Here is a 15333-nt window from a genome sequence, read left to right as displayed (position 1 = left end):
TTTAACTCAGCTCAATTAATCTCTTAATCTTACCAAATTTAGCTAGCAATTATCTTCCTAATTACTCTATCTCCCCTTATTCCCTCAGCCCGTTGGCGTCGTTTGGGAGTGCAAAGATGCAAGCTTTATTTGTAAATACAATGACTCCACACCAAAAAAAATCAACTTTTTTTAAAAGTTTTCGCAAATACTCTGTTTATCAATAAGTTAAAATGAAAAATATTTTCAATAAAAAACGATTAAAAAGTAATGACGAAAACTACTCAATTTTTCACAATTGAAATAATTATAAAAATACAAAAAATAAACATATTGGGTTTTTGAAAGAATTAAATCAACTCTACATAAAACTAAAATATCCAAGCTACTTTTTGAAAGTAACTTGGATATTTACGACCATGCTGATGAATAACAGCCTAATAATTTAGTAATTGTATCATATCATCAGATATTTCTACCTCTCTTCCTTCTTTACTCATCCAATATTGGAATTTTTCAAGGCGGTTATATGGATTATATAAATCTCTTAAGGAGAAAATCATGCCCATGTGCTGTTTGGCAATTTGAGTGGGTTGCTTGTCCGCACTAAAATACCATTCACTATTTCGGCCTGCTTCTTGCATTTCATTTATTAAGGTAAGCTTATCGTTATCGTTCAAAGCATCATATCTTCTTTCAAAGTAATTTAGTTCTGCTTCTTTAAATAGAATTACAAGTCTTTTAAACTCTTCTTGTTTATTTGCTTTTTCTGCTTCCTGTTTAATCTTCTGTTTTTTCTCTTCTACTTTCTTTTTTTTCTGTTTGGTGTAGCCTTGATGCTGCTCGAACAAATTTTTCGTACTAAAGTATGCCATACTTCGTACTACTACTTTTTTATCTATTAAAGCATTGAAACAATCTTCTACTACTTCTCTCCCATTTTTTTCAACATACGTATCTATTTCTATTTCTATGGTATTTACTTCTGGCTTCTCTACTAAATTGATTTTCTTGAAGAGTGTATATAAATATGTATTATTATCGGGCTGTTCTTCTTGTTTCAAGGGTTCTGTCATTTCTGAGAACCTTTTGAATTCAATCATTCTAAAAGCATCGTCGTCGCCTGTTGATGAGGCTTTCTTTTTTAACTTAATGAAAAACAATAATCCTGTGATTTTCGGGCGTAATTTATCAAGGTTCGTTCCTTTCTTTTGATAAGTAATAAAGATGTCTGTTTTATCATTGATTTCTTCAATGGCTGGAATGAGTACTCTTTTCTCAAGATTAGAGAATTTCAAGTATCCGCTGGTATTATATTCAAATTGAATTTTGAAGCGTTCAATGTCTATTTCATAAAAGCCTTTGTTTAACCAAGACTTGAAGAATGGATACAATTTAATTGATTGGCTGTTCTGTAATCTAAAGAAATTCTCTTTTAAGAAACTGAAGTTTTCTCTTTCGTTTACTTCCAGAATCTTTTGAGCTAAATCTCGCACAATGAAAAGCTGTATTTTCCCAGAACCTTCGTCATGAATCATTTGGGAAATAATGGTCGTACTTACTTCCAATTTTCCTTCACGCCACTTTAATAAAGTAGTTTGAAGCATTTCAGCACTTTCTATCAAATAATTATAGCCCTTTTTGTGAGTTACTCCTATTCTTTCTAAAAAGTCTTTAATATGAATGGTAAAACAAACACTTTCGTTTTGCTCCATTCCGAATAAATGTGAGGGCTTTAGACGAGAAGCTATTTCAATGAATAGTTTTCTGGTATAAATATCATCTACCGAAACCGATTCATTCTTAGAAATTCTTCTAATGAATTTTGGATTGGCTAATGGATTATTGAAAATCAGATAATCTGGATTATTCTGAAATAATTCAATACTCAAGCTTGGTTCTAATTCATTTTTCATCTGCATATTGGTTACCTATACAAAACTAATTTCTTTTGGCAACTTTACAAAAAAATGTTTCCAAAGTAATCCATTTTTTTACAGAATCATTTGATTGTTATTTTAACACCTAAAAACAAAGATTATCATCTGACAATTGCCTTTAACTAATCGTTCACCTACATTTTGTTGCCTAATAAAATATGATTTAATCAGGACGAAAAGCCTATATTTCATAAGAATACCTACAATTTGTTGCATAATTAAGATATTGAATGGAAAATATATCTTTTTAAACCATGAAATTGGTTGAAATACCTAAGAATTAATGTTAGATTATCATAAAGGAAGTATATAGACTAGCGTATATCTGTTTTACCTACAATTTGTTGCTTAATTAGTCGAAAAAGAAGCAGAAGATGTGGTAGAAATAGTAAACAAGACATATTTCTTATTTTTACCTACAATTTGTTGCTTAATTCAAGAAAAAAGAAGTCTATAAAGCCCCCAAAAACAACCTACAATTTGTTGCCTAATTAATAGAAAAGATGTATCATTTTACTTGAAGCTTTATAAACAAAATGGATAAGGAAAGAGGAAGGAAAAACACATTTTTGAAAGTAATTTTAAAAACTAAAAAAAGAGCTTTTACCTACAATTTGTTGCCTAATACTTCAAAGCGAGAAGATTATCGACATTTCCAAGTTTTTTTCTAGTAATTTGTACTCACACCTACATTTTGTTGCCTAATGATTTTATAAATATCTATAAATCATCAACTTAAAGAATATTGATTTTATTCATAATCAACAACAACCTACATTTTGTTGCTTAATACCTACAATTTGTTGCCTACCACCTACATTTTGTTGCTTAATTACCTACAACTTGTTGCCTATCACCTACAATTTGTTGCTTAATTACCTACAATTTGTTGCCAAACCACCTACAATTTGTTGCCAAAATATGATATAAGATATTGTTTTTCAATTAGTTACAGAGGTGCTAAAAAATATATTAAAAAACTCTTTTAAAAATATATTAAAAAAGCCTCTCTCAAAAAAGAAAAAGATTTGAGAGAGTGATTCTTTTTTCTTTGTCTTTTTTAAAAGAACTTATAACGTAATTCATGTATGAAATTTTATGCTTTTTTGATTACATCGCATAATATATCATGCAAAAACAGTACATTTGATAATATTTTCATTTCAAATCATTATATAAATGTTGACTCAAGAATTATTATTGAGGTTTCTCAGAAGAAGAAATGCAATTTCAGTGGCGACATTGGAAAGAGAAGCTGGACTTGCGAAGGATACTTTAGCCAAAGCATTGAAAGGAGAACGTAACTTAAGTGAAAAACATTTAGAGTTACTTTTGCCTGTGGTTACTTCTTATGGGTTTTCAATTGATTTGTATGAAAAGGCTAGAGTTGTTTCGGTAATCAATCACAAAGGTGGAGTGGGCAAAACTACTACAACGGGATATTTGGGTGAAGCAATTGCTAAAAAAGGCTTTAAAGTATTGATTATTGATTTAGACCCTCAGGGAAATCTAAGCCAAATTTTTGATGTACAGATTCGTGATGAGCAACAAGTATATACAAGTTTGGTAAAATTAGCCGATTTACCAATCTATAATATTGGCGAAAATCTGGACATTGCGCCCTCTGATATTGAATTAGCAAAAGCTGAAACAGAATTGGTGAATAAAGTAGGAGGAGAGCAACGTTTGAAAATACTGATTGCAAGATTGAGTCAGAATTATGATTTCATATTGATTGACTGCCCACCGTCATTGAATATTCTTACAATGAGTGCGATGCAGGCTTCGAATAGTTGTTTGATTACTCTTTTGCCTGAAATGTCGGCTTTAAAAGGCTTAAATACTTTATTAGAACGTATTTCGGAAGCACGTCAGATATTTAATCCAGCTTTGCAAGTGGATGGCATTGTGTTTACGATGGTTAGAAAAAATACCGTTCACGATGGCATAAAAGAGACTGTGAGAAGTATTTTCCCACATACCAAAGTATTTGATAAAGAAATTAAACATTTAATTGCTTTTCAGAAAGCGCAAATTGAGCAAATTCCTATCAGAACGTTTGATAAAGATTCAGAAGCGGCAAAATGCTACGAAGAATTTTGTGACGAATACTTATCATTATTTTAAACCAATTAACATTTTAGAAAATGGCAAAGAACATCAAAATGTCGATTGCAGAGAAAGCAAGAGTAGCTATCACAAATAGTAGTTTTTCGCCTTTGGAGTCGATTAAACAGAATATTACTGTTCTTGAAGAATTAAAAAGCTTTATTCCGCCACTGTTGGACTCTGAATTGGCGCAACTAAAAGCAAATTTATTGGCAAATGGCTGTAAAGACCCTTTGTTACTTTGGGAAACCACCAAAGATATTATTGGCTTAGGAAGCGAATTCGAACCAGCTTATGTGTTAATTGACGGGCATAATCGCTACGGAATTTGCAAGGAATTTGGAATTACTTTCAATGTTCAATTATTGTCGTTTAATTCTTTTAAAGAAGTAAAAGAACACATGATTGATTTGCAATTGGGACGAAGAAACCTGAATGCACAACAGGTGTCGTATTTACGTGGATTGCGCTATAACACTGAGAAAAACGATGTTATTGGTAATTTACAAGGCAAAAAAGAAGAAATAGACTCAAATGGTCAAAATGTCCATTTGGAAAAAGAGCCTAAAATCACTACTGCGGAAAGATTAGCGAAAGAATATAACGTTGGAGAAAAAACGATTAGGAGAGATGCTGCTTTTGCAGAAGGATTAGAAAAACTAACGCCAACACTTCGTAATGAAGTACTTTCGGGTAAGAAGAAAGTTGACAAAAATAAGATTCAGTTACTAGCAAAATCGAATGAAGAAAACCAGTCGATTGATGATATTGAAAAAGTAGATGAGATTTTACAACAAGTAACAAAAGAGAAAAGTACTGAGAATAATCAAATCGACATTGCTCAAGAAAAATATAACAAAGTATTAAGTACGATTAATGAAGCTTATCAAACCAGAAGTATTGAAGCTTTTGAAGCTGTTGAAATCGCTTTACAAGAATTCAAATTGATATTAAACTAGGTATTTGTCAGATGGTCAAAATGTCCATTAGGAAAAATAATTGACCAGATAGAAATCGCCGATTATTAAAAAAAGCTCAAATGGACATTTTGACCATCTGAGCTTTTTCGTTTTACTTCTTTAAAATTCCGTCTAAAACTTTCAGTTTACCGTCTATTTTGTGTTCGTATTTCAAGTCAAGTATTTTGCTAATCATTGGGTAAATATTTACGTTTTCAAAACCATCAATTTTTGTTTGTGCTTTAAAAGCTGGTCCCCAAGCAAAAAATGTGGCGTGCATATCTTCCAAAGCAGGGTCGAAACCGTGTTTGCCTGGAGTAGTTGATTTTCCTGTAATGCCAAATACTTTTGGTAAATGAGGCACAAGTAAAATATCACCAATACGATTATACTTGTCGTCTTTTTTGGCATAATGCCAACGACTTGGAATATTTTTCTTCAAATACACATCAAAATCTTTTGCCTCTTTTTTCAAAGCTTTGTAAGTTGGCAAAATATCCTTTTTATCTTTTGCATAAAGCTGTAACAAAGCATCGCCACGAGGAATGATGAATTTAGCGGGGTCAATTGCTGTAGGTAAAAGCATTGGATGTTCGTTCTCAACTTTTGTCATTCCGTGATCAGAAACGAAAACGAAGTTTACTGGTAAATGAAGAGAATCTACCGTAGCAACGAGTTTCCCAACACTTTTATCGACAAAATGTACGGCTTCTTCGGTTTCTTTTGAGTCTGGACCATAAGTATGCGCTTCGTGATCTACTTCTGGAAAATAGAAAGTAATAATATGCGGGCGTTTATCTTCTGGCAATTGCAACCAATTTTTTACGGTTTGGATACGAGTATCAATATCAATTTTCTCGTTGTAATTGTAATAATAAGTAGGCAAAGTACCTTGAATATTACTTTCAGAAGCTACCCAGTAAAAGCTGGCACTGAGCATTTGCTGTTTTTCTGCTAAAACCCAAAGTGGCGTTCCGCCATACCAAGAGCCGTCGGCAACGGCTTTTTTATTGCTCATTCCATAATTTTCTTGGCGTTGAGCATCATAAAATGAATTATCAACCAAACCATGATGCGATGGATACATTCCTGTAACAATGCTATAATGATTCGGGAAAGTAAGCGAAGGGAAAGACGGAAGCATGAACGAAGCCGTTACGCCATCATTACTTAATTTACGAAGATTTTTTGCCTGATATTTATCTGTAAAATCTGCTCTAAAACCATCTGCCGAAATTAAAATAACATAAGGTTTTTGTTGCTGTTCTTGGCTATTTGTACGGTTAGGAATGATTTGCTGTGTTAAATCCTGAGAAAAGCCACTAAACAAGCACAAATATGAAAGAACGAAGAAGAATAGTTTTGTTGATTTTTTCATTTGAAATACTATCAAAAATTGATAGGCTTTAAAATTTGTTGAAGTGAATTGATGATTTGTAAAATCTCTAAAAGCAATTTAGCCCATAATTAGTCAAAAATCAAAAACTTGTTTTATTCTATTCTTTTCCTTCATCAAATCGGCACAAAAGTCAAATTTAAAAAGGCTAAGGACATCATCATTACATTAAATATTTGTTAAACTTCTGTGTGGCGTACAAATTATGAGAAGTATCAAGTGGAAATTTGAAAGAATCTTTATTCGATACTCCTTATGAATTACTTCAAACATTACTCCTTGTTTCGTTTTCTGAAAAGCTTTTTGCTAATCATTCTTTTTCTTCCCAACCTTTTTTCGCAGTCGCTTAAACAAGAAGAGAATGAAAATATTGGATTATTCTCTCATAATCCAGATGCTACTTTTCGGCTTTTGAAAGAAAAATATAATAAAGCCAACGAACAAAAAGATATTGTCCAAGCTGGCATTTACTTACAGCAAATGGGACAAATCTGTTACCATTTTGGGCATTATCCACAGGCTTTGGATTTCCATTTACAAGCAAGTAAAATATTTAAGGCGAATCAAAAGAAGGATTTATTGGCAGAAAATCTAAACGATTTAGGCGTTTTGTATTATTATAATCGTCAGCGAAATCTTGCTCGTCAACATTATGACGAAGCTTTTGCTATTTATAAAAGTACTCATAACGATTTGGGCATGGCAAATACTTTGGGCAAAATCGGGCAACTGTACGAAAAACAACAGAAGTACGATAGTGCTTTTACCTATCAGCGACAAGCGATGAGTCATTATCAAAAAATCAATAATCGACAGGGAATGTCTAAGATTTATGAAAACATTGGAAGTATTTATGAAGATTTAGCTCGTTACGATTCCGCTTATTTTTATTATCAGCAATCTTTTACAATCAATCAAAAAACAAAGAATCAAATTGCTCAAATTGAGGTTTTGAATAATTTAGGCGATGTTTTGAGAAAAACAGGAAAGCTAAATGAAGGTTTAATATATTCAAAAAAAGCTTTGGATTTAGCCCTAGATTCTAAAGAAACCTATCAATTATCGGGAGCTTATCGAGACATTGCGAAAGCCTATAATTTGATGGGACGAAACGACAGTGCTTTTCATTATTTAGAATTAAGCCGAAAAACAGCCTTGGATATTTATGATGAAAACAGCAATAAGCAATTGGCTTTGCTACAAGTAATGTACGATATTACCAAAAAGAATAATGAGATAGAACAACTTAATAATGCGAGAAAGACGAATCAAATCATTGGTTTAGCGATTGGAATCGTTACGATTTTGTTGGCAGCTTTAGCCACAGTAATTATCAGTCGCCAGCGGTTGAAAATTAAGAGTGAACGATTTTTGAATGAAGAAAGAAACCATGTTTATGAAACGCAAAAAGCTTTGATGGAAGTCGATTTACGCAACAAAGTACTGGAGGAAGAAAACCTAAAAAATCTTTTGGAAATCAAATCAAAAGAATTGAGTTCGCACACGTTACACGTTATTCAGAAAAATCAATTGCTTGAAAAACTCTATCACCGATTAGAAGAAATGATTAAAGACGACCGCCGAGATCCTAAACGTCAGCTTCGACAAATCATGCAGGAAATCAACCAAAGTTTTAATCATGACCAGTATTGGGAAGAATTCAGAGGAATTTTTGAACAAGTACATCAAAGCTTTTTTGATAAACTAAAGGCTAGTTCAGAGAATCTTACTGCGAACGATTTACGATTGATTGCACTGCTAAAAATGAATCTAAATTCTGCGGATATTTCTTCGTTGTTGGGCATCTCACAAGATAGTTTACGAGTAGTTCGATACCGATTGAGAAAGAAATTAAACCTTGCTCAAGGCGATAGTCTTTCGGCATTTATTCAAGCTTTATAAGTACTTAACGATTCGGAAATGTAACGGTAATAATTTGATAATGTAGCGAATATAAATTTTTATACTACTGATAATCAGTTAATTGCATTATTTTTGTTTCCCTTGTTGCCTTCTTGTTTATGTGCTTTGTAACGCTGTTGCCTTTTTGTAACGCTCGAAATTTGTTTCTGTTCTGATTGTATTTGCACCTTTGCTTCATCAAAAAAATGAGTGCAAATAATTTTTATTTCTCTGACAAGTAAAGTGCCAGTAAGCGAAATAAAAACAATACAAAGAAAACATGAACAGAATTTACAGCCTGATTAGTTTTTTTATCCTTACTTCCTTCGCAGCTTTTTCAGGAACATTAAGCGGGAAAGTAATCGACAAAGAAACGGGCGAACCATTAATTGGAGCAAATATCAGATTGGATAAAAAAGGCTTTTATGATGCTACTGGTTTAGATGGTTCTTTCAGTATTAAGCATCTTCCAGCAGGGAAATATCAAGTGAAAATTAGTTATGTAGCTTATCAAACGATTACTAGAGAAATAAGTATTGGCAAAGAAGATGTTTTTCTAAGCTTTAATTTAGAACCAGATGTTAAACAATCCTTGAATGAAGTTGTCGTAAGAGCCAGTACGGATAAATCAACCGAAAATTCAGCTCGTTTTTCTGAACGAAAAGCCAATCAGTTGATGAATATTGTTTCGGGAAGAGCGATTGAAATTTCACCAGATTTAACGGTTGCGAATTTAATACAAAGAGTATCGGGCGTTTCTATTGAACGAAACAGTAATGGCGATGGACAATATGCCATTTTGCGAGGGATGGACAAACGTTACAATTATACTTTGGTGAATGGTATCAAAATTCCAAGTCCAGACAACAAGTATCGTTATGTTCCTTTAGATATTTTTCCTTCAGAATTATTAGGGCGATTAGAAGTATTTAAAACCTTAACGCCTGATTTAGAAGGCGATGCCGTTGGAGGTGTGGTAAATATGGTGATGAAAGATGCCCCGAATCAGTTGGAAATCAAAGGAAATTTGGCTGGCGGTTACAACGAATTATTTATGAATCGTGGTTTTACAAGTTTTGATGCCAGTCAAATTCAGCAATTGTCGCCTTATGAATTGAACGGAAGTACATACTCTTCCACAGCAAAAGATTTCCCGAAAGGAACACTAACACTTCAAACTAAAAAACCTATTCCAAATATTGTTGGCGGTTTATCTATTGGAAACCGTTTTCTACAAAATCGTTTGGGTGTAATTTTAGCAGGAAGTTTTCAAAATACTTATCGTGGAAGTAATAGCAAATTCTATTCTTCAACGGTTTATGACACCGAAAAAACATCAAGAATTACCAGTTTATCAGAGCGCCAATATTCTGAGCGTCAGGAGCGTTTGGGATTGCACGCTAAAATTGATTTTCGTTTGAACGAAAACAATAAAATTCAGTGGTACAACGCTTACATGAATTTGCTGAATGAACAATTGCGTGATACCAAAACCACAGAATACTCTTCGGGGGGCTACGACCCTGAAAAAGGAAATGCAGGCTTAACCTTCAGCATTCGTTCAAGAGTAACGCAACAACAAATTTTCAACAGTACTTTGCAAGGAACGCATCAATTAAACGACAAATTAAAATTCAATTGGTCGGCGGTGTATTCTACGGCTTCAAATCAAATGCCTGATAATACCAGTTTCAGCGTATTGGGTAAAAGAGAAAATTTTGTAGAAACAAAAATCTATCCACAACAAAGTAGCCGACGCTGGGAACATAACGACGACCGAGATTTAGCGACTTATTTGAATCTTACTTATTTAAGTGCTTGGAAAGCTAATCCATTGGAAATCAGTACTGGAGTATTGTATCGAGATAAGCACAGAAGTAATTTCTATAATAATTACATCTTACAGCCAACCAATCTTTTGGCGGTTTACGGAAAAGATTTTAATAGCTACGACGAAGTAAATTTTACCGTTCAAAATCCAAGAGGAACGGTGGCTTCTGCTCTGAATTATGATGCTACTGAAAAAATTGCTGCAGGTTATTTAATGGCAAAATTGAATACGAAAGCTACGCAAATTATCGGTGGACTTCGGGTAGAAAATACAGACCAAGGTTATCAAATGCTGTTTCCATTGGGAGAACTTCGTCCTTCGGGCAATCAGGTTTATACAGATTTTTTACCAAGTTTGAATATCAAACATAGCTTAAGCAATGCTCAAAATTTGCGTACTTCTTATTTCCGTTCCATCAATCGCCCAGGTTTTTTTGAAATTGTACCGGGAAAAGTAGTGAACGAAGAATTTCAAGAAAGAGGAAATCCAGATTTACAGCGTGCCGTAGCAGATAATGTTGATTTGCGATACGAGTACTTTCCAAATCCTTCAGACCAAGTAATGGCTGGGATTTTTTATAAAGCAATCAAAAATCCGATTGAATACACTTTGCAAGTAGATGAAACTCGTGGACAAGATGTATTTTACACACCCGGAAATTTTGGAAATGCCAATAATTATGGGTTTGAATTGGATGCTATCAAGTACTTCAGAAACTTCGGAATCAAAGCGAATTATACTTATACCCATTCTTCAATTACCACCAAAAAGAATATCAGAGTGCGTGATAGTGCAGGAAATTTGAGTTCAATAGCTGTCAATCAAACTCGTCCTTTGTACGGACAGTCAGAACATATCGGAAATTTTTCTTTACTCTATAAAAATAATAAAACAGGTTGGGATGCCCAGTTAGCGGCTTCGTACACAGGCGAGCGTATCAATACCGTTTCGCAGTTTTTAGATAATGATTTATGGCAAGAAGCCTTTATTCAGATGGATTTTTCGGTAGAAAAAAAGCTGAATGACCGTTGGGTGATTTTCGCCAAAGCCAACAATTTATTGAATACACCGATGCGAGTTTTCATCAAAAATACCAATCCCGTAAACAATAATATTCCAGACCAAGCAAACAGTAATGGCAAAACTTTGATTCGGGAAGATTTTTACCAAAGGAGTTATCTAATCGGCATAAAATTCAAATACTAAAACAAAAAATTAAATCCTTATCATGAAAAATTCAAAAATGTTTGTGGGCATCTTTTTATTGATGACCTTGTTCGCTGCGTGTAGCAAAGACGATAACACGACAACGCCAGTCGTAGAACAATCGGTAACAGGCGAAGTATCAGGAACTTGGACAAAAGGTTCTATCATTCAAGTAAAAACGGACATCATTATTCCAGCAGGAAAAAGTTTGACGATTGAAGAAGGCGTAACCGTAGTAATGGATACAACGACTAAGCCAGAAATCATCGTAAACGGTAATTTGTATGTATTAGGAAGTACAGCAAGTCCAGTAAAATTGACCGTTCCAGAAAGTGCAAGAATTACCAAAAACAAATTTGGTAAATTATGGGGCGGAATTTTAGCTTCAAAAACTTGTTCGGAATTAGTTATCAGTAATGCAATTTTAGAATATGGCGGAGCAGTAACGACAGAATCTTCAACTTCTGTAAAGCAAGGTTTATACAAAGCCGTTAGTGGTGAATTCGACCCAGCAATCTGGTTTTCTAACACAGCAGGGAAATTGGTGATGCAAAACTCAACAGTTCGTTTCTGGCATGATGACTGTACTTATTTAGAAGGGGGAAGTATCATTTTTACCAATAATATTTTTCATACAACAGGCGAAAGCGGCGGCGAAGGCATCAATATTAAATCGGGTTGTGTGGCTGATGTTGCTTATAATTTGATTTACAGCACCAATACAAATGCCTTGAAATTATCAAATTCTGGCGACCGTACTCCGCAAGCTTATGTGGTGGCTTACAATAATACGATTGTAAACACAGGTTGGAGAAGACCAACGATTAAAGGCGGTTCTATTTGGGTAGAAGCAAGTGTGCGTGCAGAATTGTACAATAATTTAATGGCAAACTGTCGTTTTGGTATTAAAAGAGATGTGAAAAAACCAGAAGATAGTCGTTCTAAGGCAAGTAATTCTTTGTATTATTCGTATTCTCAAGAAGGAGCAACTCAATTCCAACCAAGTACTGAAATCATAACTGGAACAAACGATATTATTAGCAATAAAGCAGGCGATAATGACCCTAAATTTGTGAATTATCCAGTAAGTACGAGTCAATCAAATGCTGACTTCTCAACTACTTGGGATTTCCACTTGGCTACTGGTTCGCCAGCTTTGAACAAAGGAATTACTACTTTTAGCAGAAATTTCAAAGAAGGTCTTTCGATAAATGGACAAACCTACAAATCACCAGAACCAGCTTCATATATTGGTGCTTTTGGAGCTAAATAGTTTTGAATTGTGATTGAGTGAGTTGTGATTGAGTGAATTAGTGATTGATAAAATAAAAATCAAACAAATAACAATGATTGAATTTTTGATGAGTGATTAATTTTTAATCACTCAATCACAACTCACTAATTCACTCAATATCTAACTCACAATTAAAAAAGAGATAGATAATGAACCAACGGTTTTTAAGCATTTTTTTGCTTGGCTTTTCGCTTACTGCTTGTAAACAAGTGGCAGTTCAAACAAAAACTAATAACAGCGAACAACAGATTATTCAGCCTACTTTTATCACTGAACCTGTAAAACACGATACCGACGACCCTGCGGTTTGGATTAACCCACAAGATGTCAGTAAAAGCCTTATCATCGGCACAGATAAAGATATTGACGGAGCTTTGTATGTGTATGATTTACAAGGAAAAATTCAAGAAGATAAAGTAGTTCGTAACCTGAAAAGGCCTGATAATGTGGATATTGAGTATGGCTTAATACTCAATAATAAAGCTACAGACATTGCGGTAACAACAGAACGTTTTACGCATAAGCTTAGAATTTACACTTTGCCCGATATGAAACCCGTTGACAATGGCGGCATTGAAGTTTTTGAAAATGAAACAGGAGCGGAGTTTCGTGATTTGATGGGTATTGCATTGTACAAAAATAAAACAGGGAAAATTTATGCTATTGTCGGAAGAAAATCTGGTCCAACTGATGGTACTTATCTTTGGCAATATCTTTTAGAAGATGATGGAACAGGACAAGTAAAAGCTACTTTAGTTAGAAAATTTGGAGCTTACAGTGGCAAAAAAGAAATAGAATCCATTGCTGTTGATGACGAATTGGGTTATATCTATTATTCTGACGAAGGCGTTGGTGTAAGAAAGTATTTTGCTGAACCTTCAAAAGGAAATCAAGAATTGGCTTTGTTTGCTACTACAGGTTTTACAGAAGACCATGAAGGAATTTCTATTTATCAGACTTCAAAAAAGACAGGATACATTTTGGTTTCAGACCAAGGAGCGAACCAGTTTCATATTTTTAGTCGTGAGGGAACAGCTCAAAATCCAAACGAGCATCCATTATTGAAAGTGGTGAAAGTAAAAGCCGTACAAAGTGATGGCTCAGAAGTGGTTTCTGTGCCTTTAAACAGTACTTTCAAGAAAGGACTATTCATCGCCATGAGCGACGACCGTACTTTCCATTTCTACAAATGGGAAGACATTGCAGGAAAAGAACTGAAATAAATGTTGAGTTTGGAGTGTGGAGTGATGAATAACAAATAAGTTTCACTCGTCATGCTACACTCCAAATTCAGCACTTAAAAGTTTAGTTTTTATTGATATTGACAACTCTATGAGCTTCTACCAACAAAGCAATCTCTTCCATCATTTCCAATACTTCGTCAATTTCGCTCTCTTTCCACAAAATATAATAATTTTTCAAGGGCGTTCGCATCATGAATTCTTTGCCGTGTGAAGTCCAAAAATCAAGAATGCCAACTCTATTTTCTAACATTTCTTGAAAAGCACCGAACTCAAATTCATTGAGAATGAATAAGGAATTTTTGTATGCAAGGTTGTACTTCCTGCAACATGGACAATAGCCAATATAACCGTTTTCATTTTCGGTTAGTGTATTGAAATCGTGTGAATTTTCCATAAAAATAGCTTTTAGCAAGAAGTTTTGAGCTAAGAAAATTGTTGAAGACGCAGTATTGAATCTTAAATTTCCGATATTCAACATCCGAAATTTAAGAAAAACTACCACCGCAAAGCAGTGGCAGTTTATGCAAGAGAGTGATGTCTTTTACTCTCTCATTGAGCGATTCAATATGATCAGTTAAACTTTGTACTCGTTTCAGGTTGATACACATATCTGAAAGTATAATAACGAGCAGCATCGGTGGCAGCTGGCGTTGTTGGCGCACCTTTGTAATAGCTCAAAATTTCTACTTTTGCGTATTTCCCTTCCGCCGTTTTGATTAAAATTACTTTTCCTGCAGTTGGCGAAATAATGCCATTTGCATAGCTATACCAGCCATTTCCAGAGCCTGTCGGAATAGCGAATGCTGTTTTTGAGTCTTGTGCAAAAGTTGCCGATGCAGGTACTTCAGTAATTTCATTAAAAATGCCGTTTAGGACTACGGCACCTGCTTGTCCGCTACCCGAAGTTCCACCATTTGTGATGATTGTCGTTGCCTTAAAACCAATGTCCCATTTCAAACTTGCAGAGTCTGTACTGGCTACGATACCATTTTTAAAACTAAAAAAAGTGTATTTTCCTGTGCCAGTTGGCTGTCCGTTTGCTCCCACAGAAGTGGTTGGGTCAGCGGGTAGATCTTTTACTGTTTCAGATTTTACAGGTTGTACTACAACGTCATCGTCTTTTTTGCAAGCAGAAAAAAGTGTACTAATTACTAAGGTTGATAAGGTAAATTTTTGAAAAGAATTCATTGTGTGTGAGTTAATTGTATGATAATGAAAGCTTTGAGCCTTTAGCCCAAAGCTGTTTAATTTGATGTTAAGATATTTTCTCGCATTGGTAACCTAAGCCTGCAAGAGCATTGATAATTTTTTCACAAGGTGTAAATTGTTCAGATACAATTTTTAAAATCTTGTTCACATCGTGAAAATCAATGTTGAAATTGCTAATTCCGATTGACTTGAGTGCGTCCCAAATGGCTTGTATGCCAATAGGAGAGGCAATGTTTGTTTTAAACACTAATGTTTCCATCTGAT

11 protein-coding genes are annotated in these 15333 nt (G+C 34.2%); 6 read left to right on the top strand and 5 right to left on the bottom strand.

The genetic code is table 11. From position 1 onward, the window contains the following. Window positions 1-416: 416 nt before the first annotated feature. Window positions 417-1895, bottom strand: a complete 1479-nt coding sequence (locus VB798_RS22530) for a replication initiation protein (protein WP_323689501.1) — start codon at window positions 1893-1895, stop codon at window positions 417-419. 1203 nt (window positions 1896-3098) lie between these two features. On the opposite strand from VB798_RS22530, the gene VB798_RS22525 reads away from it, so the two are divergent. Together VB798_RS22525 and VB798_RS22520 are read left to right on the top strand one after the other, a co-directional pair. Continuing rightward, complete coding sequence (locus tag VB798_RS22525) at window positions 3099-4046, top strand: ParA family protein (protein WP_184134037.1); 948 nt, start codon at window positions 3099-3101, stop codon at window positions 4044-4046. Window positions 4047-4066: 20 nt separating this feature from the next. Continuing rightward, the gene (locus tag VB798_RS22520) at window positions 4067-4987 is read left to right on the top strand and encodes a ParB N-terminal domain-containing protein (protein WP_323689500.1); all 921 of its coding nucleotides are present in this window, start codon (window positions 4067-4069) and stop codon (window positions 4985-4987) included. Window positions 4988-5099: 112 nt separating this feature from the next. On the opposite strand, the gene VB798_RS22515 is transcribed toward VB798_RS22520, so the two are convergent. Continuing rightward, the gene (locus VB798_RS22515; protein ID WP_323689499.1) at window positions 5100-6365 is read right to left on the bottom strand and encodes an alkaline phosphatase family protein; all 1266 of its coding nucleotides are present in this window, start codon (window positions 6363-6365) and stop codon (window positions 5100-5102) included. A gap of 273 nt (window positions 6366-6638) precedes the next feature. On the opposite strand from VB798_RS22515, the gene VB798_RS22510 reads away from it, so the two are divergent. From VB798_RS22510 to VB798_RS22495, 4 genes are all read left to right on the top strand, one after another. Then, a complete protein-coding gene (locus VB798_RS22510; RefSeq protein WP_323689498.1) occupies window positions 6639-8285 on the top strand; it encodes a tetratricopeptide repeat protein in 1647 nt (548 codons plus the stop codon). 280 nt (window positions 8286-8565) lie between these two features. Continuing rightward, a complete protein-coding gene (locus tag VB798_RS22505; RefSeq protein WP_323689497.1) occupies window positions 8566-11322 on the top strand; it encodes a TonB-dependent receptor in 2757 nt (918 codons plus the stop codon). 22 nt (window positions 11323-11344) lie between these two features. Continuing rightward, window positions 11345-12595 (top strand): right-handed parallel beta-helix repeat-containing protein, encoded by a 1251-nt coding sequence (locus VB798_RS22500; RefSeq protein ID WP_323689496.1) that lies wholly within the window; start codon window positions 11345-11347, stop codon window positions 12593-12595. A 170-nt stretch (window positions 12596-12765) separates the two neighbouring features. Beyond that, complete coding sequence (locus VB798_RS22495) at window positions 12766-13839, top strand: phytase (protein ID WP_323689495.1); 1074 nt, start codon at window positions 12766-12768, stop codon at window positions 13837-13839. Between the two features lie 82 nt (window positions 13840-13921). On the opposite strand, the gene VB798_RS22490 is transcribed toward VB798_RS22495, so the two are convergent. The 3 genes from VB798_RS22490 to VB798_RS22480 form a co-directional block, all read right to left on the bottom strand. After that, window positions 13922-14254 carry a DUF6686 family protein gene (locus tag VB798_RS22490; RefSeq protein WP_184134045.1) on the bottom strand — a complete coding sequence of 111 codons (333 nt, stop codon included), beginning with the start codon at window positions 14252-14254 and terminating at the stop codon, window positions 13922-13924. A 176-nt stretch (window positions 14255-14430) separates the two neighbouring features. Beyond that, window positions 14431-15048 (bottom strand): HmuY family protein, encoded by a 618-nt coding sequence (locus VB798_RS22485; RefSeq protein WP_323689494.1) that lies wholly within the window; start codon window positions 15046-15048, stop codon window positions 14431-14433. 67 nt (window positions 15049-15115) lie between these two features. Further along, complete coding sequence (locus tag VB798_RS22480; RefSeq protein ID WP_184134048.1) at window positions 15116-15328, bottom strand: hypothetical protein; 213 nt, start codon at window positions 15326-15328, stop codon at window positions 15116-15118. Window positions 15329-15333 lie beyond the last annotated feature (5 nt).

The sequence above is a fragment of the Arcicella lustrica genome (assembly GCF_034930985.1).
Lineage (GTDB): Bacteria > Bacteroidota > Bacteroidia > Cytophagales > Spirosomataceae > Arcicella > Arcicella lustrica.
This window is presented reverse-complemented; position numbering and strand designations above follow the sequence as displayed.